The 20,177-nt window shown below is 73.2% G+C and carries 19 protein-coding genes; 13 read left to right on the forward strand and 6 right to left on the reverse strand.

The features are described 5' to 3' along the window. Window positions 1–33: 33 nt before the first annotated feature. Window positions 34–324: a zf-HC2 domain-containing protein gene (locus IEY78_RS00105; protein ID WP_189095194.1), complete on the forward strand. Its 291-nt coding sequence runs from the start codon at window positions 34–36 to the stop codon at window positions 322–324. Window positions 325–543: 219 nt separating this feature from the next. Here IEY78_RS00105 and IEY78_RS00110 read toward each other — a convergent pair whose 3' ends face one another. The 3 genes from IEY78_RS00110 to IEY78_RS00120 all read right to left on the reverse strand — a co-directional run bounded on the left by IEY78_RS00110 (window position 544) and on the right by IEY78_RS00120 (window position 2,867). Further along, the gene (locus IEY78_RS00110; RefSeq protein WP_189095195.1) at window positions 544–1,311 is read right to left on the reverse strand and encodes a PE-PGRS family protein; all 768 of its coding nucleotides are present in this window, start codon (window positions 1,309–1,311) and stop codon (window positions 544–546) included. A gap of 145 nt (window positions 1,312–1,456) precedes the next feature. Beyond that, window positions 1,457–1,672 (reverse strand): ferredoxin, encoded by a 216-nt coding sequence (locus tag IEY78_RS00115; RefSeq protein ID WP_189095197.1) that lies wholly within the window; start codon window positions 1,670–1,672, stop codon window positions 1,457–1,459. A gap of 4 nt (window positions 1,673–1,676) precedes the next feature. After that, the gene (locus tag IEY78_RS00120) at window positions 1,677–2,867 is read right to left on the reverse strand and encodes a cytochrome P450 (RefSeq protein ID WP_189095198.1); all 1,191 of its coding nucleotides are present in this window, start codon (window positions 2,865–2,867) and stop codon (window positions 1,677–1,679) included. Window positions 2,868–2,979: 112 nt separating this feature from the next. On the opposite strand from IEY78_RS00120, the gene IEY78_RS00125 reads away from it, so the two are divergent. The 7 genes from IEY78_RS00125 (at window position 2,980) to IEY78_RS00155 (ending at window position 11,088) form a co-directional block, all read left to right on the forward strand. Further along, window positions 2,980–3,654, forward strand: a complete 675-nt coding sequence (locus tag IEY78_RS00125) for a TetR/AcrR family transcriptional regulator (protein WP_229699593.1) — start codon at window positions 2,980–2,982, stop codon at window positions 3,652–3,654. A 144-nt stretch (window positions 3,655–3,798) separates the two neighbouring features. Next, entirely contained in the window at window positions 3,799–4,233 is a 435-nt protein-coding gene (locus IEY78_RS00130; RefSeq protein ID WP_189095200.1) for a hypothetical protein, read from the forward strand. Window positions 4,234–4,767: 534 nt separating this feature from the next. After that, entirely contained in the window at window positions 4,768–5,694 is a 927-nt protein-coding gene (sbnA, locus tag IEY78_RS00135) for a 2,3-diaminopropionate biosynthesis protein SbnA (protein WP_229699594.1), read from the forward strand. Window positions 5,695–5,730: 36 nt separating this feature from the next. Further along, window positions 5,731–6,732 carry a 2,3-diaminopropionate biosynthesis protein SbnB gene (sbnB, locus tag IEY78_RS00140; RefSeq protein ID WP_189095707.1) on the forward strand — a complete coding sequence of 334 codons (1,002 nt, stop codon included), beginning with the start codon at window positions 5,731–5,733 and terminating at the stop codon, window positions 6,730–6,732. Beyond that, a complete protein-coding gene (locus tag IEY78_RS00145; protein WP_229699595.1) occupies window positions 6,729–8,606 on the forward strand; it encodes an FAD/NAD(P)-binding protein in 1,878 nt (625 codons plus the stop codon). Before sbnB ends, IEY78_RS00145 begins: the two co-directional genes overlap by 4 nt. After that, complete coding sequence (locus IEY78_RS00150) at window positions 8,603–9,805, forward strand: trans-sulfuration enzyme family protein (RefSeq protein WP_189095204.1); 1,203 nt, start codon at window positions 8,603–8,605, stop codon at window positions 9,803–9,805. The genes IEY78_RS00145 and IEY78_RS00150 overlap by 4 nt, the downstream gene beginning before the upstream one ends. Then, a complete protein-coding gene (locus IEY78_RS00155) occupies window positions 9,802–11,088 on the forward strand; it encodes a benzoate/H(+) symporter BenE family transporter (protein WP_189095206.1) in 1,287 nt (428 codons plus the stop codon). Before IEY78_RS00150 ends, IEY78_RS00155 begins: the two co-directional genes overlap by 4 nt. Before the next feature lie 130 nt (window positions 11,089–11,218). Here the strand turns inward: IEY78_RS00155 and IEY78_RS00160 are convergent, their stop codons facing one another. Beyond that, window positions 11,219–11,545 (reverse strand): hypothetical protein, encoded by a 327-nt coding sequence (locus tag IEY78_RS00160; protein ID WP_189095207.1) that lies wholly within the window; start codon window positions 11,543–11,545, stop codon window positions 11,219–11,221. Window positions 11,546–11,707: 162 nt separating this feature from the next. Here IEY78_RS00160 and IEY78_RS00165 point away from each other — a divergent pair, with 162 nt between their 5' ends. Continuing rightward, complete coding sequence (locus tag IEY78_RS00165; RefSeq protein ID WP_189095209.1) at window positions 11,708–12,649, forward strand: hypothetical protein; 942 nt, start codon at window positions 11,708–11,710, stop codon at window positions 12,647–12,649. Window positions 12,650–12,704: 55 nt separating this feature from the next. Then, on the forward strand, window positions 12,705–13,523 hold the full coding sequence (locus IEY78_RS00170; RefSeq protein WP_189095211.1) for an SDR family NAD(P)-dependent oxidoreductase: 819 nt from the start codon (window positions 12,705–12,707) through the stop codon (window positions 13,521–13,523). A gap of 29 nt (window positions 13,524–13,552) precedes the next feature. On the opposite strand, the gene IEY78_RS00175 is transcribed toward IEY78_RS00170, so the two are convergent. Together IEY78_RS00175 and IEY78_RS00180 are read right to left on the reverse strand one after the other, a co-directional pair. Then, complete coding sequence (locus tag IEY78_RS00175) at window positions 13,553–14,722, reverse strand: NAD(P)/FAD-dependent oxidoreductase (RefSeq protein ID WP_189095213.1); 1,170 nt, start codon at window positions 14,720–14,722, stop codon at window positions 13,553–13,555. Next, window positions 14,719–15,039, reverse strand: coding sequence for a bifunctional 3-phenylpropionate/cinnamic acid dioxygenase ferredoxin subunit (locus IEY78_RS00180; protein WP_189095214.1), 321 nt, complete (start codon window positions 15,037–15,039; stop codon window positions 14,719–14,721). Before IEY78_RS00180 ends, IEY78_RS00175 begins: the two co-directional genes overlap by 4 nt. A 215-nt stretch (window positions 15,040–15,254) precedes the next feature. Here IEY78_RS00180 and IEY78_RS00185 point away from each other — a divergent pair, with 215 nt between their 5' ends. The 3 genes from IEY78_RS00185 (at window position 15,255) to solA (ending at window position 20,167) form a co-directional block, all read left to right on the forward strand. Further along, the gene (locus IEY78_RS00185) at window positions 15,255–16,367 is read left to right on the forward strand and encodes an S-(hydroxymethyl)mycothiol dehydrogenase (protein WP_189095216.1); all 1,113 of its coding nucleotides are present in this window, start codon (window positions 15,255–15,257) and stop codon (window positions 16,365–16,367) included. Window positions 16,368–16,443: 76 nt separating this feature from the next. Continuing rightward, window positions 16,444–18,945: a GcvT family protein gene (locus IEY78_RS00190; RefSeq protein WP_189095217.1), complete on the forward strand. Its 2,502-nt coding sequence runs from the start codon at window positions 16,444–16,446 to the stop codon at window positions 18,943–18,945. 61 nt (window positions 18,946–19,006) lie between these two features. Next, window positions 19,007–20,167 (forward strand): N-methyl-L-tryptophan oxidase, encoded by a 1,161-nt coding sequence (solA, locus tag IEY78_RS00195; RefSeq protein ID WP_189095218.1) that lies wholly within the window; start codon window positions 19,007–19,009, stop codon window positions 20,165–20,167. Window positions 20,168–20,177 lie beyond the last annotated feature (10 nt).

A 20,177-nucleotide genomic window follows, 5' to 3' on the forward strand; every position in this document is an offset into this window, starting at 1 on the left:
GTCGCCCGTCGGCGCGTCGGGGAGGATGGACGCATGCTCTGCACGCGCATCCGTACGGCACTCTCGGCCCGCCTCGACGGCGAGGAACTGCCGCCCGGTCTCACCGTCCACCGGCTGGAGACCCACCTCGCAGGCTGCCGGGACTGCCGCCGCTGGGAGGCGCAGATCCGCGCGCTGGCGGCGGGTGCGCTCGGCGCCCCGGGGCAGCCCGAGGACGACCCGGCGGCCGCCGACGCACTGCTCGCCCGGCTGCGGACGGTCTCCGTACGGCCGGGAGCGGTACCTCCCGGCGGGGTGGACAGCGGCGGGAAACGGGCCGGTTGAGCCGGCCGGGGCGCCGGCGTACGGGCGCCCGCCCGCGCCGGCCGGTGCGCCCGAAGCGGACGCGGGCGGCGGCGCCACCGGCATCCGGACAGGATTCATCATCTGGAGTCCTTCGCGTGATCCGGTCACCGCGCAACGGCGGGGACCGGTGAAGTCGGAGCCGGGCAGGGGCGCGAGCCCTCCGCGCCCGTGGGCCGGCTCGGGAATTCGTCCGTGCTGTCAGCCGACAGCCGGTTCACGCGGCGGACCCCGCAACGACCTCGCATGGGCCAGCAGCAGCTGGTGCACCGCACGCCGCGGCTCCGGCCGGGCGGAGCGCACGGCGGGCGGCGTATCGGGCAGGACGATCCGCCAGACCAGCACCAACGGCGCGCACAGCCAGGACGACACGCACCGTACGAGCCGGAACGCCGCCCGCTCGCCGCCCCACAGCCACCAGGCGCTGAGCAGCGCGACCAGCAGATGGGCCGCGAGCATGCCGGACGCACTGCCGTGCATCCCCGCCATGCCCGAGGCGCCGTCGTGCATCCCGGCCATCCGGCCCATGTGCTCCATGCCGGGCATGGCGGCGGAGTGGTCCATCGCGGGCATGTCCGCCAGCTGCCGCTGCATCAGCTGCGTCAGCTGCGCGGCGTCGTCATCCGGGAGCGGCGTCCCCCCTGCGCCGCACAGCCAGGTGTCCGCCCACCGGCCCAGCGTGCGCGGTGCGCCGCCGCCGGAGCCGGGGCCGTCGACCGCCTGGCCGAACGAGAACGCGGTGTGCAGGGCCGCCTGGGTGCCGACGGTCAGCAACCCCACCAGGAGCGGGCCGCGTTCCCGGCCCGCACAGCACCAGGCGACGGCAGCGGTACCCGCCCCGGCCGCGAGCAGCATCCACGCGGGAATCGTGGCATCCGACATCACCACGTGGCCCAGCGCGGCGAGCAGCACACACACGACCGCGAACACCGCGGCGCGTAGCCCCCTGAGAACCTGCCCCGCATCCATGACAGGCCCATCGTCGCACCCCGCTCCCGGAACGGGACGAGAGGGGCCCGGCCGGCCGCGTTCGCCGTCGCGGGAGTCGGCGCGTCGCGGCGCACGCGGCGGGGCGCGGCCCCCGGCCACGCCCCGCCGTCTCGCTTCTCCTCCGTCAGGGCCGGGGCCCGACGACCTCCGCGCCGTTCCGCACGGTGATGGCGAGCGCCGGGCACACCTCGGCGGCGTCCAGGGCGCGCTCGTCCTCCTCGATGCGCTCCTGCCGCGGACGGGCATGGCTGCCGTCGAGGACGAAGAGGTCCGGGGCGACGGCGGCGCAGGAGCCCGAGGCGATGCACTGCCGCGGGTCGATCTCCACGTTCCAGGTCATCGGCTCACCACCCCACCGGCATCACCCGGGGCCCGCGCACCAGCATCTCGCTCTTCCACTCCACGTCGCCGGCCAGCCGCAGTCCCGGGAACCGGGTGACCAGCGCGCCGAGCGCCTCCTGGAGCTCCAGCCGGGCCAGCTGCGCGCCCAGGCAATGGTGGACGCCGTGACCGAAGCCGAGATGCTGGTTCGCGGCCCGGGAGATGTCCAGCGTCCCCGGCTTCTCGAAGCGCAGCGCGTCCCGGTTGGCCGAACCCACCGCGACCAGGACCGGGGTACCGGCCCGCACCAGGGTCCCGCCGACCTCGACATCCTCCGTCGCATAGCGGGGCTGCCCCGCGCCGCTGCCCAGCGGGACGAAGCGCAGCAGCTCCTCCACGGCCTTGTCGATCAGCTGCGGCTGCTCGCGGAGCAGGGCGAGCTGGCCCGGGTGGTCCAGCAGCGCCAGGACGAAGTTGGGGATCTGGGTGGCGGTGGTCTCGTGCCCGGCGACCAGGATCCCGACGCACAGGTCGACGAGTTCGAGCTCGGACAGCCGGTCGCCGACATCCCGGGCGTCGATGAGCGCCGTCATCAGGTCGTCCTGCGGGGCCTGTCGATGCTCCTCGATCAACTGCCCCATGTAGGCGCGGAGTTCTTCGAGATTGGCGTCGAGCTCCTCCGCCGTCAGGGAACTCGTCGACAGCGCGGCGTCGCTCCACACCCGGAAGCGTGGCCGGTCCTCGGTCGGCACGCCCAGCATCCGGCAGATCACGGCGACGGGGATGGGCAGCGCATAGCGGTCCACCAGGTCGGCGGGCGGCCCGGCCGCCTCCAGCTCGTCGAGCAGGTCCTGGGTCAACTGCCGTACCTGCGGCCGGAGTTTCTCGACCTGGCGCACGGTGAAGGCCTTGGCCACCAGCGTCCGCAGCCGGGTGTGGTCGGGCGGGTCCATCCCCAGGATGCCGCTGTCGCGGCGCCCTTCGGACTGCCGGGGCTCGTCGTGCGAGGCGCCCAGCGCGCGGCTGAAGCGCTGGTCACCGAGGACGAACCGGGCCTCGGCATACCGGGTCACCAGCCAGGCCGGCTCCCCGTAGGTCATCTGTACCTTCAGCAGCCCGGGACGGTTGCGGGCCTGCTCGTACTCCTCGGCAAGGGCGAGGCTCTCGGGGATATTGAACGGGTAGGAGAGGGGTGCTGTATCGATCGTGGTCATGGTGACCTCCCTTGTGTAAGCACCTGCTTACAAACGTAAGCCGCTCCCACGGGGCGGTCAACGACGCATTGTGGCCGTCCTGGTGACGGTCCGACGGAAAGGAAGCGTGGCGATGGCCAAGTCCCCGCAGCGCGGCGCGGGCGCACACCGCCGGGACGCGCAGGGCACCCGGCTGCGGCTGCTGGACGCCGCGTCGGAGCTGTTCGCCGAGCGCGGCTACGAACGGGCAACGGTGCGCGACATCGCGGACCGCGCCGGGGCCAACCAGGCCCTGCTGTTCCGGTACTTCGGCTCGAAGAAAGCCCTGTTCGGCGAGGTCATGGCGCGCGGCGGCCAGGAGCAGCTGCGCAGCACGCCTGCCGATCGGCTGTTCGAGGTCGCCCTGCGCGGCATGCTGGCCGGCGGCGGTGGGGACGCGGACCGTTCCCTGGAGGTGTGCCTGCGTTCCATAGGTGGCAGCGACGAGATCGCCGACGCGCTGCGGGGGCTGGGGGAGGAGTACGCGGAGGTCCTCGCCACGCTCTCGGAGTCCGACACCGGGGGGCTGCGCGGCGATCTGGCGCTGTCGTGGCTGCTGGGAATCGGCTTGATGCGAGTGGTCGTCGCCAAGGAGCCGCTGGCGAGCGCCGACCCGGACACGGTGTGCTCGCTCGTGGTGGGGGCTCTGGGGGGTCTGTTGGAGGGACTGCCCACGGGGGACGGCGGTCGGCGTGTCGCGGAGGGCGGGGGAGACGGGGCGGGCGGCGGAGTCGCGGAGGGCGGGGAAAGCGGCGGGAATCCGGGGTGAGCGGGCGGGGCACGGTGTGCCGCCGTGCCCGGTGCTGCGTTCCAGTGACTCTCCGGCGGGTCGCAAGTCGGTGAACAAATGCGCCTTTATCGTCATGTTTGCAGAAAATAACCTTTTTCTGCACAGTCGAGTCAAGGTGGAAACATGCTCCGTTTGATTCCTCGCGGCCTAGCATTGGCCGGCCTGACCGCGGCTGCCCTGGTGGTGCCGACGGCCGGTGCCGCCACCGCCGCAACCGCGCCCCCCAGCAGCAGCTCGCAGAGCACGATGTGCCTTCGCTGCGACCGGGGCCACCACCACTTCGGGCACCGCTACTGCAAGTGCCGCCACGACCGCCGCGACCGTCGTCACGACCGTCGCGACGACCGCCACCACGGCCGCCACCACGGCCGTTTCGGTCACGGCGGCCATGACGGCTACGACGGCTTCGGCAGCGCCGGCGACCGTCGCGACGACTACGGCTACGGCCGTGACGGCGGATACGACCGCGACGGCTACGGGCGTGACGGCCTCGGCCGCGAGGGCCTGGGGCGGGACCGCAACGGCCTGCTCGGCCTCGGCCTGCTCGGCATCCTCTGACCTCTGCCGGACAGTCCTGCGGCGGGCCCGGGATCCTCTCCCGGGCCCGCTGTGTGTCGTGCGGTGGCGCGCCAGGGCTGCTCCGCCGACCCCGCCCAGCCCCCGCCCGCCCCGTGCCGCGCCGGAATGAGCCTCTCCTCCTCCCGGGGCCCCGGGCGCGGGCGCGACCAGGGCGCCGACCCGGCCCGCGGGAGCCCTGTCCCCTCTCCCCAGGTCTCCCGCCCCGTCGCCCGGTTGACGAGGCGTCGGCCCGTACCCGGAATGGCGTCCGCCATTTCCCCGAGCCAGGGGTTTCGATTCCGGCCAATCATTGTCATTGGCCTTACTTGATGGCAGGATTAAACCGTCACATCGCGAATGGGGGATTTGCGGTCAATGGGGGACGGGGGAAGTGTCCCTTCTGCGTAGCGCGCACCTGACCCGTGTGCGCGGCCAACAAGCCCGTGGGCGCTCGCTTCTGTGAGCACAGCTGTCTTGCGCTGCCCACTTTCAACGGTTTGGATTCTGGTGATAGCGGAAGAAGTGTACGATCTCGTGTTGGATGATCTCTTCATTCGGCTGGACCAACTCGTTCCGGGTAGTTCCGTTTTCCTGAAACTGGAAGGACTCAATCCGGCCGGATCGGTAAAGCTCAAGACGGCTGTCGCGCTGGTCACGGCGGCCGAGGAATCCGGGCTCCGTTTTCCACGGACCCACCTGATCGAGTCGACGTCGGGAAACCTCGGCGTCGCCCTGGCGATGGTGTGCGCGGCGAAGGGCTATCCGCTCACGCTGGTCACCGACCCCAACGCCACCGTCCGCACCCGGCGCCTGATGGCCGTCCTCGGCGCCGAGGTCGTGGTCATCGAGACCAGGGACGCCCACGGCGGCTTCCTGCAGTCGAGGATCGACTACATCGGCGAGCGGCTGCGCGCCGACCCCGACCTGCACTGGCTGAACCAGTACGCCAACCCGGCCGGGCCGCAGGCGCACCGCGACCGCACGGGCCGCGCCGTCGTCGAGGGCATCGGCCGCCTCGACTACGCCTTCATCGGCGCCGGCACCACGGGCACGCTGATGGGCTGCGCGGAGTACCTGCGCCGGCACAGCCCCGCCACCCGGATCGTGGCGGTGGACGCGGTCGGCTCGGTGACCTTCGGCGGCCCGGCCGCCCGCCGCCACCTTCCCGGACTGGGCACGAGCCGCCGCCCGGAAATACTCGACACCAAGAACATCGACGAGGTCGTGCTCATTTCCGAGGCGGATTCCGTCGAGATGTGCCGGACGCTCGCCCGGGAGCGCGGCCTGCTCCTGGGCGGCTCGACCGGAACGGTGCTGTGCGCCGTGCAGGACGCCGCCAAGAAAATCCCGGAGGGGAGCGTGGTGGTGGCGATTTCACCGGACTTCGGGGACCGGTATCTGGAGACCATCTACGACGACGCATGGGTGGCCGACCGCTGGCCCGACGTGGTCGGCCACTAGTTTTCTCGGGCACCGGCCCGAGAGGGGGGAATGACCGTGTTCAATTTCGAAGTAGTCGCCGGTGAAACGGTGCGCAATGTCCTGCACGGAAAACGCAGCGAAGTGCTGGATATCGTCAGTAACGCCTATCGGGCGCACGAGGCCGGGGATTCCGTCAACCCGGACAGCTATTTCCTCCGCTTCCCGGAAAAGCCGGATTCCCGGATCATCGCGCTGCCCGCCTACCTTGGTTCCGATGTCCGGCTCGCCGGCATCAAGTGGATCGCGAGCTTCCCGGGCAACACCCGGATCGGCGCCCCGCGCGCCTCGGCCGTGCTCATCCTCAACGACTACGAGACCGGCTACCCGATCGCCTGCCTGGAGGCCGCGAGCATCAGCTCGGCACGCACCGCCGCCTCCGCGGCCGTCGCGGCGACCGCGCTGCGCCCGGACGGCTTCGCGGGGACCCGGATCGCCGTGGTGGGCGGCGGCGTCATCGCCCGCAACATCTGCGACTACCTGCACGCCGCCGGCTGCGCCCCGGACGCCTACCTCGTCCACGATCTCGACGAGGCCTCCGGCCAGGCCCTCGCCGGCCATGTCCGCACCACCCAGGACCGCCCGGCGACCTTCACCGCCGACCTCGGTGCGGCGCTCGCGGCCGACACCGTCGTCTTCGCCACCACCGCCCTGGAGCCCTACGTCACCGCGCCGTTCAGGCCCGGGCAGCTCGTCCTCAACATCTCCCTGCGCGACCTGGCGCCCGAGGTGATCCTGGCGGCGGACAACATCTTCGACGACGTCGAACACTGCCTCAAGGCCAACACCTCACCGCATCTGGCCGAGCAGCGCTCCGGCGCCCGCGAGTTCGTGACCGGAACCCTGGCCGGAGTGCTGAACGGCGAGGTGAAGCCCTCCGCGGAACGCCCGGTGGTCTTCTCGCCGTTCGGCCTGGGCGTGCTGGACCTGGCCGTGGGGGCCTTCGTCCTCGGCGCGGCCCGCGAGGACGGCAGCACCATCGAGGTGCCCCACTTCTTCGGGGAGACGCGCCGGTGGTGAGCCACATACCCCCCTCCGACTCCGACAGCCACATACCCCGCTCCGTCGCCCTCGTGGGCGCCGGGTCGCGGGGGCTGGGCGTCTTCGAGCGGCTGGTCGCCCACTGCCTGGAACGACCGGCTCCGCTCACCGTCCACCTCATCGACCCCCAGCCCTTCGGCGCCGGATTCCATCTGCCCGCCCAGCCCGACCACCTGCTGCTCAACACCGTCTGCGGACAGCTCTCCGCCTTCGCCGACCCGCAGATGGTGGACGGCCCCGTCCCGGTCCGCGGCCCGTCGCTCCACGCCTGGTGCCGGAGCCGGGACCTGCGGCTGGCCGACGACGGCTACACCGTGCGCCCCGGGGAGGGACGGGAGATCGAGCCGGGCGACTTCCTGCCGCGGCGGCTGCTGAGCGAATACCTCGCCTGGGCCGCGGACGAGATCGCCGACGCGGCCCCCGCCTGCCTGACCCTGATCCGGCACCGTACGACCGCCGTCGACATCCGCCCCGGCGGGCCGCGGACCGAGACGGTCGTCCTCGCCGACGGCGGCCGGATCGAGGCGGACGCCGTGTTCGTCACCGTCGGCCACCACTCGCTGTATCTGCCCGCGGCGCCGGCGCCCGATCCCCGACTGGTCACCCGCCCCTACCCGTTGCCCGCCGCGCTGGACAGCATCGCGCCGGGCGAGCGGGTCGCCGTCCTCGGCATGGGGCTGACCGCCATGGACGTCCTCGCCACGCTGACACTGGGCCGCGGCGGCAAGCACCTCCCGGGCCCGGAGGGGCTGCGCTACCTGCCCAGCGGGCGGGAGCCCTCGATCGTCCTCACCAACCGCTCGGGGATGCCCTCGCGCAGCCGCCCCCGCCTGCGCCCGGGGCGGACCCGCTTCGCACCGCTGGCGCTGACCACCCGGCGCCTCGACGAGATCCGGGCCGGCAGGCCGGACGGCCGCCTCGGCTTCGCCCGCGACGTGCTGCCGCTGATCGAGGCCGAGATGGAACTCGCCTACTACCGCACCCTGCTGGCCCGCACGTACGGCGACGCCATGAGCGCCGGCACGGAGCTGGCCCGGCGCTGCGCACGCGACGGCCACCCGGCGCTGCTCGCCGAACTGCGCGCGGAACATGGTCCCTGCCCGGTGACCGGCCTGCTGTCCGCGGACCTCGCCGACCGGCGGTGGACGGGCCACGACGCCTACCGCGAGTGGTTCACCGCGGAGGTCGCCGCCGACCTGGCCGAGGCCAGGGAAGGCCTCGGCGCCGCCCCGCTGAAGGAAGCCCTGGAGGTGCTGCGCGACCACCGCGACGTGCTGCGCGCGGTCATCGACCCGCCCGGCGTCGACGACGCCTCGCTGGCCGCGTTCTTCGGGGAGTTCGCCCCGACGGTGAACCGGCTGGTGATCGGCCCGCAGCTGGACCGCTCGGCGGAGCTGCTCTCGCTGCTCGACGCCGGGATCGTCCGGCTCGGCCCCGGCCCCCGGCCCAAGATCACCGCACCGGCCGGACAGGGCCCGTGGCGGCTGGAGTCCACCTGCCTGGCCCAGCCGTTGCGGATGGAGGTCGACCACGTCGTCCGGGCGCATGTGCACGAGCCCGGCGCGGACCGGGTGGCCGGCTCCCTGCTCGGCACGCTCGTCGCCGCCGGCCGGGTCCGCACCCTCGCCCACCGCGGAGCGGCCGTGCCCGGGCTGGACGTCACCCGCGAGGGACAGGGCGTCGACCGCACCGGCACACCGCAGCCCCGGCTGTTCTTCCTCGGCCCGCACACCGAGGGATCGAGCTACTACAACCACTACGTCCCCTCGCCCGGCGTGCCCTCGCGCGCTCTGCTGGACGCCGAACTCGCCCTGCGCACCGCCCTGCCGTCTCTGATCACGAGGACCCGATGAACTCCAGCGAGACCTACACGCCCTGGACCCAGGAGTACCGCCCCGAGACCCGCGCCGCACAGGGCGACGGCTGGCGCTGCCCGACCACCGGCGCCGTGCCGCCCCCGATCAGCCTGGGCGCCACCTACGCGCGCGACAGCGACTACCGCTCGCCGGCCGGCCTGGCGTACCTGCGCGACCAGGGCACCCCCGGGTACGAGCAGGCCGAGCAGGTGGTGGCGGGCCTGGAGGGCGGCTCGGACGCGCTGCTCTTCTCCTCCGGGATGGCCGCCGCCACCGCCGTCTTCCAGGTGCTGCCGGCCGGCGCGCGGGTCGTCGTCCCGCAGACCATGTACTTCGGCCTCACCAAGTGGCTGCGGGAGTTCGGCCCGCAGCGCGGCCTGGAGGTGGTCCAGGTGCCCATGAACGACCTGGACGCGGTGGCCGCCGCCGTGGACGCCGCCCCGACCGCCCTGGTGTGGGCGGAATCCCCGGCGAACCCCACCTGGCTGGTGACCGACCTCGCCGGCTGCGCCGAGATCGCCCACCGGGCCGGCGCGCTCTTCGGCGTCGACAACACCGTCCCCACCCCGGTGCACGCCCGGCCGTTCGACCTCGGCGCCGACCTGGTCATGCACTCCGGTACCAAGTACCTCAACGGTCACACCGACGTCGTCGCCGGACTGCTCGTCAAGGCGCCGCGGAGCACCGAGGCCCGGGACGCCGTCTGGGAGCGGCTGCAGCTGCACCGCCGGCTGACCGGCCCGATCCTCGGCCCGCTGGAGACCTACCTCCTGGTGCGGGGCATCCGGACGCTCTTCCCCCGCATGCGGCAGATCTCCGCCACGGCGATGACGGTGGCCGAGCACTTCGCCGCCCACCCCCTGATCCGGCGGGTCGCCTACCCGGGCCTGCCCACCGACCCGGGACACGAGACCGCCGCCCGCCAGATGACCGGCGGATTCAGCGGCATGCTCTCCCTGCACGTGGACGGCGCGTGGCAGCGGTCCCTGCGCGCCGCCAACCACTGCGAACTCTTCATCCGCGCCACGTCGTTGGGAAGTGTGGAGAGTCTGATCGAACACCGCTATACCTTCGAGGGGCCGGACAGCACCTCACCGAAGGACATGCTGCGCCTGTCCATAGGGCTGGAGAGCCCCGCAGACCTCGTCGCCGACCTCGAACAGGCCCTCGAAAAGGCCGTGAAGGAAGACCGTTGAGCGCAAAGATCCCCACCCCCCACCCCGACGCCGCACCGCCGGACACGACGGGTCCGCAGGGCGCGGGGGACGCCTCCCCGGACGGCGGGCCCCGTCCGGGGTTCCTGCACGACCTCTCGCTGTCCGCGGTGCTGGCCGGTTTCGTCGCCGTCGTCGTGTCCTACTCCGGACCGCTCGTCATCGTGCTCGCGGCGGCCTCCGCCGGGCATCTGAACACCGCACAGACCAGCTCCTGGGTGTGGGCGATCTCCATCGGCAGTGGTCTGACCTGCATCGCGCTGAGCCTGCGCACCAAGATGCCGGTGATCACCGCCTGGTCGACACCGGGCGCGGCCCTGCTGGTCACCAGCCTGGGGGCGTACTCCTACGCGGAGGCCGTCGGGGCCTTCCTCGTCACCGGACTGGTGATCACCCTCGTCGGCCTGACCGGGGTGTTCGGCTGGCTGATGCGGCAGGTGCCCACCGCCGTCGTCTCGGCGATGCTCGCCGGCATCCTGTTCTCGTTCGGCACCGGGGTGTTCACCTCGCTCAAGACCGCGCCGCTGCTCGCCGGTTCGGTGCTGCTCGCCTACCTCCTGGCGAAGCGCTGGCTGCCCCGCTACGCCGTCCTCGTGGCCCTGGCGGTGGGCGTCGTGGCCAGTGCGGCCGGCTCCCGGCTGGATGTCCACCTGGACCGGATCGAGCTGGCCAGGCCGGTCCTGACGACCCCGGACTTCTCGGTCGCCTCGCTCATCGGGATCGCCGTACCGATGATCCTGGCGACGCTCGCCTCGCAGAACGCCCCGGGCATGGCGGTGCTCACCGCGTCCGGCTACCGGCCCAAGGACCGGCTGCTGATCGGCTCCACGGGCCTGGTCTCCACGGTGCTGGCGCCGTTCGGCTCGCACGCCATCAACCTCGCGGCGATCACCGCGGCCATCTGCACCGGCCCCGAGTCCCACCGCGACCCCAAGCGCCGCTACGTGGCCGGCGTCTCCTGCGGCGCGTTCTACCTCCTCATCGGGGCGTTCGGCTCCACGCTGGTGGTGCTGTTCGCCGGGCTCCCCAAGGAACTCGTGGCGGCGGTCGCCGGGGTGGCGCTGCTCGGTGCCCTGGCCGGCGGTCTGACCGGGGCGGTCAAGGAGGAGAAGGACCGCGAGGCGGCACTGATCACCTTCCTCGCCACTGCCTCCGGTGTCAGCCTCTTCGGCATCGGATCCGCCTTCTGGGGGCTGCTCTTCGGCGTCCTCGCGCACCTCGTCCTGACCCGCTGGCGCCGTACGCCCACGCCCGCCGCGGCCTGAGCCGGGCCGCGCGGGCCGCGCCGGGCACCCAAAGGTGTCCGGCGCGGCCCCGCGGGGCACCGGCAGGACGCGCCGGGCCCCGCCCCGAGGCCGCAGGCGCAGGACGCCCGGCCGCCGGACCGGGGGTGCTTCAGACGTCCAGACGGGCGGGACGGGACGGGCGGGCCGCCGGCACCTGCTTCCGCTGGGGCAGGACATCCGGCGCGCGGTGCGGCCGCAGGGCCGTCAGGGCCCGCTCGGTCTCCTCCATCAGCGCGCGGTAGGAGACCAGCCGCTGCCACTCCGGATCGGCGACTCCGGGCACGGTGCGCGCACGCTCCGTCCACAGCTTCGCCATGCCCGCGTACAGGGGGGTCTGTCGGACGATCTCCGCGGTGAGCCATCGCGGAACGGAGCCGGGGCGGGGGAGGGACGTCTGTCCGTGACCTGCGACGGTGCCGGAAGAGGGGACGCTCATGGCCGTAGAAACGATTCTTCCGGCATGTGGTCACGACGTATTTTTTCAGCTGCCGCGGAATCCCCCGTGGAGGCGGGGGCGTATCTCTCTCGAATATCACCTTATGCAGTGATCTATAGCTGGGAAGCAGTCCAATACGGACGAAGGAACGTTGTCGCAGTCATGGAACCGAGGGAGTTGTGGGAGCGCCACGCGGTACTCGCACAGGCGTTTTGCAGCAGCGATGACGAGGTCCGCCGTACGCAGGGACTCCTCGACGAGGCCGAGGCCCGTCGTTCGCGGACCCTGGCCGCCTTCGCCGTGACCGTGGGCAGCGACGCCGTGGTGGCGGACCTGCTCGGCCTGGAGGAGCGCGAAGTGCGCCTGGCCCGGCGCACGGTGGGCAAGGACGACGCCCGTGCGGTCGCCCAGAGTCTGCTGTCCCAGCCCGCGTGCGAGCAACCCCCCGCGCAGCCGGCCGCCGCAGCCCCCGCGGGCCCGTCCCCCGCGGGTCAACCCAGCGCCAGTCCACCGGCCGCGAGTCCGGCAGCCGGGCCCGCTCCGGCCCCGGCCCCCGCGCCCCAGCCCGCCATGTCCCCGCCCGCCGAACCGGCCTGGGCGCCGGCCCTGGACGCGGTCCTGATGAGCAGTTGGCAGGCCGGGGTCGACCTCACCGCGCTGGCCTGCGAACTCGGTCTCGACGTACGGATCCTGGTGGCGCGGGCACAGCAGCTCACGGCCGAGAGCCGACCCGCGCCGCCGCCGGACCGGATCGGCCGGCACCGCCGCCTCGTCAACGTCTCGCCTCCCACCCCGCAGACCGAATCTCCCCATGCGGCCTGGCATGAGCGGCCCCCGCAGGCACGAGAGCACTATGAACAGGAACCCTGGAAGCAACACCCGTATCAGAACTACCCGGAACAGCAGCAGTACCAGCAGTATCAGGAGTACCGGGTATACGAGCAGCAACCACAGCAGCACTACTACCAGCAGCCCTCCCAGGGCACCTGGGACGCCAACGCCATCACCGCCGCCCAGCACGACTGGGACGGCATCCTCAGCCAGTGGGAGGCCACCACCTCCACCATTCCGCCCCTCTCCTCGCCCGGCCAGCAAGGCACATGAGGGCGCGGGCGGGCGCGGACGGACGACACCCCTGGGACCGGAGGCGTGAACGACCATGACGCATGAACGAGTTGTCCTGGTGACGGGCGGCGGCACGGGCATCGGCGCGGCCACCGCGCGGCTGCTGCGGGCGGCCGGGCACCGGGTGGTGATCTCCGGTCGCCGCCCGGAGCCGCTGCACCGCCTCGCCGAGGAGACCGGGGCGCTGGCGCACCCCGCCGACGTCGCCGACCCCGACGCGGTGCGAGGCCTGGTCGAGGCGGCCGTGTCCGCGTACGGGCGGCTCGACGGGCTGGTGCTGAACGCCGGGATCGCCCGCGGCGGCCCGGTCGGTGAGCTGTCCATGGAGGACTGGCAGGCCGTCATGGCCACCAATGTCACCGGCCCCTTCCTGCTGCAACGCGCCGCGCTCCCGCACCTGCTGGCGGCCCGTGGCGCGGTCGTCGCCGTCGCCTCGGTCGCCGCGCTGCGCAACGGCCACGGCAACGCCGCCTATGCCACGTCCAAGGCGGCCCTGCTCCAGCTCTGCCGCTCGCTCGCCGTCGACTACGGGCGGGACGGGCTGCGCGCCAACATCGTCTGCCCCAGCTGGGTGCGGACCGGGCTGGCCGACGGGCGGATGGCGCGCTTCGCCGAGGAGGCCGGGCTGGCGGGCGGGGTGGACGCCGCGTACGAGGAGGTCACCCGGCTGCTGCCGGCGGGCCGCCCCGGGGAGCCGCGGGAGGTCGCGGAGGCGATCTGCTGGCTGCTCTCGCCCGCCGCCTCCTTCGTCAACGGCGCGGTGCTGACCGTCGACGGCGGGGCGACGGCGGGCGACCCGGGCGGTGCCGCGTTCCGCTACCGCATCGCGCCGCGCGACGGCGCGGAGGGCTGAGGCGCCGCCGGTGCGCGGCGCCCGGGCGGTCAGGTGGTGGCCGGCTGCGCGGCGCGGGCCAGGGTGCGGCGCAGCCGCATGAAGGGGCGCGGGCGGTTGAGGGCGAGGACCGCGGTGGGGTGCCCGTCGCGTTCGTAGCAGGCGAGGAAGCTGCGGTCGTCGGGCGAGCCCTCCAGGACGCGCGGGGTGTCGCCGGGCAGCCGTCGGCCGGCGAACTGGATGCGCACGCCGTACTGGTCGGACCAGAAGTACGGGACGCCGCGGTGGGTCCTGGCGGTGCGTCCGGCCAGCAGGTTGTGCGCGGCCGTGGCGGCCTGTTCGGTGGCGCTGGTCCAGTGCTCGGCGCGGGTGCCGTCCACCCTGGCGACATCGCCCACCGCCACGACCTGGGGCAGCGGGGTGGCGCAGCCCGCGTCGCAGCGGACCCCGTCGTCGAGCGGCAGCCCCGAGCCCGCCAGCCAGGCGGTGCGGGGCCGGACGCCGATGCCGGTGACCACCACCTCGGCGGGAAGCAGCCGGCCGTCGGCCAGTTCGACCCCGCTGACCCGGCCCCCGGAGCCCTCGCCGTGCAGCCGGGCGACCCCGGTTCCGGTGCGCAGGGTGACGCCGTGGTCGGCGTGGAGGGCGGCGCAGACGCCGGCCATCGCGTCGCCGAGCTGGGGGACGAGGGGGAGCGGGGCGGCCTCGACCACGGTGACGTGATGTCCGAGAGCGGCGCAGGACGAGGCGACCTCGGCGCCGATGAAGCCGCCGCCGATCACCACGACCCGGACCGGGCCGCGCGTCAGGTCCGCGCGCAGGGCCTGCGCGTCGTCGAGGGTGCGCAGGGTGTGCGCGCCGGCCGGCGCCGGGCCGGGCAGCCGGAGCGGGGCGGCGCCGGTGGCGAGCACCACGCCGTCGGTGGTCAGCCTGCGGCCGCCGTCGAGGAGCACCGCGCGCCCGCCGGTGTCGAGCCCGGTGGCCTCGGTGCCCAGCAGCCATTCGGCGTCGAGTTCGGCGATCTCCTCGGCGTCGGCCAGGGCCAGTTGGTCCGGGCCCGTCGCGCCGGTGAGGAGGCCCTTGGACAGCGGCGGGCGGTCGTAGGGGCCGTGGTGCTCGTCCCCGACGATCACCAGCCGGCCGTCGAACCCCTCGGCGCGCAGGGCCCGGGCGGCGTAGAGGCCGGCCAGCGAGGCTCCGATGACAGCGACCGACTTCATGCGGCGGTGCCCTCCTCGGCGGCGTGCTGGACGTAGATCATGCCGTCCTCGACGGTCACGGGGTGGGTGCGCACGGCCCGGCGGGCGGGCAGGCAGGTCGCCGCCCCGGTGCGCAGGTCGAACGCCGCGGCGTGCAGCGGGCATTCGACCAGGCAGCCCTCCAGCCAGCCGTCCGCGAGGGAGGCGTCCTGGTGGGTGCAGGTGTCGTCGATCGCGTAGAGCTGACCCTCGGCGTGGAAGACGGCGATCGGCGGTGCGGTGTCGATGCGTACGGATTCGCCGGCGGGCAGATCGGCGAGACGGCAGACAGGAATCACGGGACCCCCTGGATCATCGAGTTTCGCGGTGCGCACGACGGAGCGCTATGCGCAACAGAATCCAGTCGCGCGGCCCACGCGTCAAGCGGTCCGGGGAAATGCCGGCCATGGCGTGAAGAGCGCGCCCGCACCCCCTTGACGGTGCCGGTCGGCGTTCTCACTATGTCTCTCATCGCGCAACGAGTCGTGCAGTACGCAACACGAAGGGGTAGCGCATGCCACACGAGGTCCAGGCCGTCGTCGCGGCGGAACACGGCGCACCGGTCGAGTCGCGGACGATCCTGGTCCCGGACCCCGGCCCGGGAGAGGTACTGGTCACCGTGCAGGCCTGCGGGGTCTGCCACACCGACCTGCACTACCGGGACGGCGCGATCAGCGACGCGTTCCCCTTCCTGCTCGGCCACGAGGCGGCCGGGGTGATCGAGGACGTCGGCCCCGGGGTCACCGCTCTCGCACCCGGTGACTTCGTCGTCCTCGCCTGGCGGGCGCCCTGCGGCAACTGCCGTTCCTGCCGCCGCGGTCGGCCCTGGTACTGCTTCGACTCCCGCAACGCCGCCCAATCGATGACCCTGCTCGACGGAACCTCCCGGACGAAGTCCGGGGCAGGCACCCCGCTCAGCCCCGCGCTCGGCATCGGCGCCTTCGCCGAGAAGACGCTGGTCGCCGCCGGACAGGCGGTCAAGGTCGACCCGCACGCCCGCCCCGAGGCCGCCGGACTGATCGGCTGCGGGGTGATGGCCGGATACGGCGCCGCCGTGCACACCGGCGCGGTGGGCAGCGGGGACACCGTCGCCGTCATCGGCTGCGGCGGAGTCGGCAACGCGGCGATCGCCGGTGCCTCGGTCGCCGGCGCGCGCCGGATCATCGCCGTCGACATCGACGACCGCAAGCTGGACGGCGCCACCCGCTTCGGCGCCACCCATACCGTCAACTCCCGCGGCACGGACCCCGTCGAGGCGGTCCGCGGCCTCACCGGCGGCCACGGCGCGGATGTGGTGATCGACGCGGTGGGCCGCCCCGAGACCTACACCCAGGGCTTCTTCATGCGCGACCTGGCCGGGACGCTGGTCCAGGTCGGCGTCCCCGAACCCGGCATGCGCGTCGAGCTGCCGCTGCTCGATCTCTTCTCGCGCGGCGGCGCGCTGAAGTCGTCCTGGTACGGCGACTGCCTGCCCAGCCGCGACTTCCCCGTCCTCATCGACCGCTACCTCAGCGGGCGGCTCGACCTCGACGGCTTCGTCACCGAGACGATCACCCTGGACGAGGTGGAGTCCGCGTTCGACAAGATGCGCGACGGCACCGTCCTGCGCTCCGTCGTGGTCCTGTAACGGCGTTACAGGGCCCCTGGGCCACCACGCCCGTACCACCCGCCCGACCACCCCGACCAGCAGCAGGAGGAGGGGCATGTCCCGCACGCCCGCCCACCGTTCCCGTGTGGTTGTCATCGGTGCCGGCATCGTCGGCGCCTCCCTCGCCGACGAGCTGACCGCCCGCGGCTGGACCGAGGTCACCGTCCTCGAACAGGGCCCGCTGCCGGCCCCCGGCGGCTCCACCTCGCACGCGCCCGGCCTGGTCTTCCGGACCGGCCCGTCCAAGACCCTGACCGAGTTCGCCGCCTACACCGTCGAGAAGTTCGGCTCCCTCGACGTCGACGGGCAGCCCTGCTTCCACGCGGTGGGCGGGCTGGAGGTAGCCACCACCGAGGCCCGCTGGGCCGACCTGCACCGCAAGGCCGGACTCGCCGCCTCCTGGGGCGTACCCGGTGAGCTGCTCACCCCGCAGCGGTGCAAGGAGCTGTGGCCGATGCTGGACGAGACCCGGCTGTACGGCGGATTCCACACCCCCGGCGACGGACTGGCCCGCGCGGTGCTCGCCTGCCGCGCGCAGATCGCCCGCGCCGAGAGCCGCGGCGCCCGCTTCCTGGCGCGGCACACCGTCACCGGCATCGAGCAGGCGGACGGCCGGGTCACCGGCGTGGTCACCGACCGCGGCACCTTCCCCGCCGACCACGTCGTCTCGGCCGCCGGCTTCTGGGGCCCGGTGATCGGTGCGATGGCCGGGGTGGACGTCCCGCTCCTCCCGCTGGCCCACCAGTACGCCACCACGGAACCGCTGCCCGGGCTCGCCCGCGTCGACGAGGCACGGACCGATGAGGCACGGACCGACGAGGCGCGCACCGAGGAGAGCCTGCCGATCCTGCGCTTCCAGGACCGCGACATCTACTTCCGCGAACACCTCGACGCCGCCGGCACCCGCCTGGGCATCGGCTCCTATGCCCACCGCCCGATGCCCGTCGACCCCTTCACCGTCCCCGCCTACGACGACGCCCCCACCATGCCCTCGTCCCTGCCCTTCACCCCGGACGACTTCGCCCCGAGCTGGCAGGACAGCGTCGGCCTGCTGCCCGCGCTGGCGGACTCCCGGGTGGCCGAGGGCTTCAACGGCGTCTTCTCCTTCACCCCCGACGGCATGCCGGTCCTCGGCGAATCCCGGGAGCTGCGCGGATTCTGGCTCGCCGAGGCGGTCTGGGTCACCCACTCCGCGGGCGTCGCCCGGGCCGTCGCCGAGTGGATGACCGACGGGCGGCCCGCGACCGACCTCCACGAGTGCGACCTCTACCGCTTCGAGGACGCCCAGCGCTCGCCCGCCTACCTCGCCGACCGCGGCGCCCAGAGCTTCGTCGAGGTCTACGACGTCATCCACCCGCTGCAACCCGTCGAGCAGCCGCGCCCGCTGCGCACCAGCCCCTTCTACCCCCGGCAGCAGGAACTCGGCGCGTACTTTCTGGAGGGCGGCGGCTGGGAGCGCCCGCACTGGTACGAGGCCAACGCCCCGCTCGCGGAGGGACTCGAACTCCCCGCGCGCGACGCCTGGTCGGCCCGCTACTGGTCGCCGATCGCCGCCGCCGAGGCGAAGGCCACCCGCGAGCGGGTCGCCCTGTACGACATGACCCCGCTGCGCCGCCTGGAGGTCACCGGGCCCGGCGCCCTCGCCTTCCTCCAGCGCATGACCAGCAACAACCTCGCGAAGAAGCCGGGCGCGGTCACCTACACCCTGCTCCTGGACGAGGCCGGCGGCATCCGCTCCGACCTCACCGTCGCCCGGCTCGCCCCCGACCGCTTCCAGGTCGGCGCCAACAGCGGAGCCGACCTCGACTGGCTGCTGCGGCACGCCCCGGACGAGGGCGTCCAGGTCCGCGACATCACCTCCGGCACCTGCTGCATCGGCGTCTGGGGCCCGCTGGCCCGCGACCTCGTCCAGCCGCTCACCCGTGACGACTTCTCCCACCGGGCCTTCGGCTACTTCCGCGCCAGGCACACCTACCTCGGCCATGTCCCGGTCACCGCGATGCGGCTCAGCTACGTCGGCGAACTCGGCTGGGAGCTGTACACCACCGCCGACCTCGGACTGCGCCTGTGGGACACGCTCTGGGCGGCCGGGCAGGAGCACGGGGTGATCGCGGCCGGGCGCAGCGCCTTCAACAGCCTCCGCCTGGAGAAGGGGTACCGCGCCTGGGGCCATGACATGACCACCGAGCACAACCCGTACGAGGCCGGTGTCGGCTTCGCCGTCCGCCCCGACAAGGGCGACTTCCTCGGGCGGGACGCGCTGGCGGGCATCAGCGAGGACACCGTGCCGCGCAGGCTCAGCTGCCTCACGCTCGACGACCCCTCGGCCGTCGTCCTCGGCAAGGAACCGGTCCATGCCGACGGCGCCCCGGTCGGCTACGTCACCTCCGCCGCCTACGGCTACACCCTCGGCCGCGGCATCGCCTATGCCTGGCTGCCGGCCGCCGTGTCGGTCCCCGGCACCGCCGTCCACATCGAGTACTTCGGTGAGAAGATCCCCGCCACCGTCGCCCACGAGCCGCTCTTCGACCCGCAGATGGAGCGCATCCGCCGCTAGGGGGGCATCGCCACACTCCCCGTACGCCGCACCCGTCCCCGTACGCAGAAGGAGCAACCGCATGGCTCCCACCTACGACGTCATCGTCCTCGGCCTCGGCGGCATGGGCAGCGCCGCCGCCCACCATCTCGCCGCCCGCGGCGCCCGGGTCCTGGGCCTGGAGAAGTTCGGCCCGGTGCACAACCTCGGCTCCAGCCACGGCGGTTCGCGCATCACCCGGCAGTCCTACTTCGAGGACCCGGCCTACGTCCCGCTGCTGCTGCGCTCCTACGAGCTGTACGCGAAGCTGGAGCGGGACACCGGCCGGGAGATCGCCACCCTCTGCGGCGGGGTGATGGTCGGCCGCCCCGACAGCCGTACGGTGCGCGGCAGTCTGGAGTCCGCCGTGCAGTGGGACCTCCCGCACGAGGTGCTGGACGCCGGGGAGATCCGCCGCCGCTTCCCGACGCTCACCCCGGCCGACGACGAGATCGCGCTGTACGAGGCGCGGGCGGGCCTGGTCCGGCCGGAGTACACCGTCGCCGCCCATGTGCAGCTCGCCGTCCAGGACGGCGCCGAGCTGCACTTCGAGGAGCCGGTCACCCGCTGGGAAGAGCTGCCCGGCGGCTCCGGGGTCCGGGTCCACACCCCCGAGAACACCTACACCGCGGGGCAGTTGGTGATCTGCCCCGGCGCCTGGGCACCCGCTCTGCTCACCGACCTCGGGGTGCCGTTCACCATCGAGCGGCAGGTCATGTACTGGTTCGCCCCCGACGGCGGCACCGCGCCCTTCGTCCCGGACCGGCACCCGATCTACATCTGGGAGGACGACCGGGGCGTGCAGATCTACGGCTTCCCCGCGATCGACGGCCCCCGCGGCGGCGCCAAGGTCGCCTTCTTCCGCAAGGGCACCGTCTGCACCCCCGAGACCATCGAACGCACCGTGCACGAGGACGAGGTGCGCGCCATGGCCGAGCAACTCGCCCCGCGTCTGCCCGCCCTCCCCGGCCGCTTCCTCAAGGCCGCCACCTGCATGTACTCCAATACCCCCGACGAGCACTTCGTGATCACCCGGCACCCCGCGCACCCGGAGACGGTGACCGTCGCCTGCGGATTCTCCGGCCACGGCTTCAAGTTCGTGCCGGTGGTCGGTGAGATCGTCGCCGATCTCGCGCTGACCGGTGCCACCGCACATCCCATCGAGCTGTTCGACCCCCGCCGGCCCGCCGCCGCGGCTCTCTGAGGAGACCGGA

It is taken from the genome of Streptomyces kronopolitis, assembly GCF_014646275.1.
Lineage (GTDB): Bacteria > Actinomycetota > Actinomycetes > Streptomycetales > Streptomycetaceae > Streptomyces > Streptomyces kronopolitis.

Bases quoted from the DNA above. Each gene is read 5' to 3' on its own strand.
- IEY78_RS00105 (WP_189095194.1), top strand. From the start codon at position 34: ATGCTCTGCACGCGCATCCGTACGGCACTCTCGGCCCGCCTCGACGGC.
- IEY78_RS00110 (WP_189095195.1), bottom strand. From the start codon at position 1,311: ATGGATGCGGGGCAGGTTCTCAGGGGGCTACGCGCCGCGGTGTTCGCG.
- IEY78_RS00115 (WP_189095197.1), bottom strand. From the start codon at position 1,672: ATGACCTGGAACGTGGAGATCGACCCGCGGCAGTGCATCGCCTCGGGC.
- IEY78_RS00120 (WP_189095198.1), bottom strand. From the start codon at position 2,867: ATGACCACGATCGATACAGCACCCCTCTCCTACCCGTTCAATATCCCC.
- IEY78_RS00125 (WP_229699593.1), top strand. From the start codon at position 2,980: ATGGCCAAGTCCCCGCAGCGCGGCGCGGGCGCACACCGCCGGGACGCG.
- IEY78_RS00130 (WP_189095200.1), top strand. From the start codon at position 3,799: ATGCTCCGTTTGATTCCTCGCGGCCTAGCATTGGCCGGCCTGACCGCG.
- IEY78_RS00150 (WP_189095204.1), top strand. From the start codon at position 8,603: ATGAACTCCAGCGAGACCTACACGCCCTGGACCCAGGAGTACCGCCCC.
- IEY78_RS00160 (WP_189095207.1), bottom strand. From the start codon at position 11,545: ATGAGCGTCCCCTCTTCCGGCACCGTCGCAGGTCACGGACAGACGTCC.
- IEY78_RS00165 (WP_189095209.1), top strand. From the start codon at position 11,708: ATGGAACCGAGGGAGTTGTGGGAGCGCCACGCGGTACTCGCACAGGCG.
- IEY78_RS00170 (WP_189095211.1), top strand. From the start codon at position 12,705: ATGACGCATGAACGAGTTGTCCTGGTGACGGGCGGCGGCACGGGCATC.
- IEY78_RS00175 (WP_189095213.1), bottom strand. From the start codon at position 14,722: ATGAAGTCGGTCGCTGTCATCGGAGCCTCGCTGGCCGGCCTCTACGCC.
- IEY78_RS00185 (WP_189095216.1), top strand. From the start codon at position 15,255: ATGCCACACGAGGTCCAGGCCGTCGTCGCGGCGGAACACGGCGCACCG.
- IEY78_RS00190 (WP_189095217.1), top strand. From the start codon at position 16,444: ATGTCCCGCACGCCCGCCCACCGTTCCCGTGTGGTTGTCATCGGTGCC.
- solA (WP_189095218.1), top strand. From the start codon at position 19,007: ATGGCTCCCACCTACGACGTCATCGTCCTCGGCCTCGGCGGCATGGGC.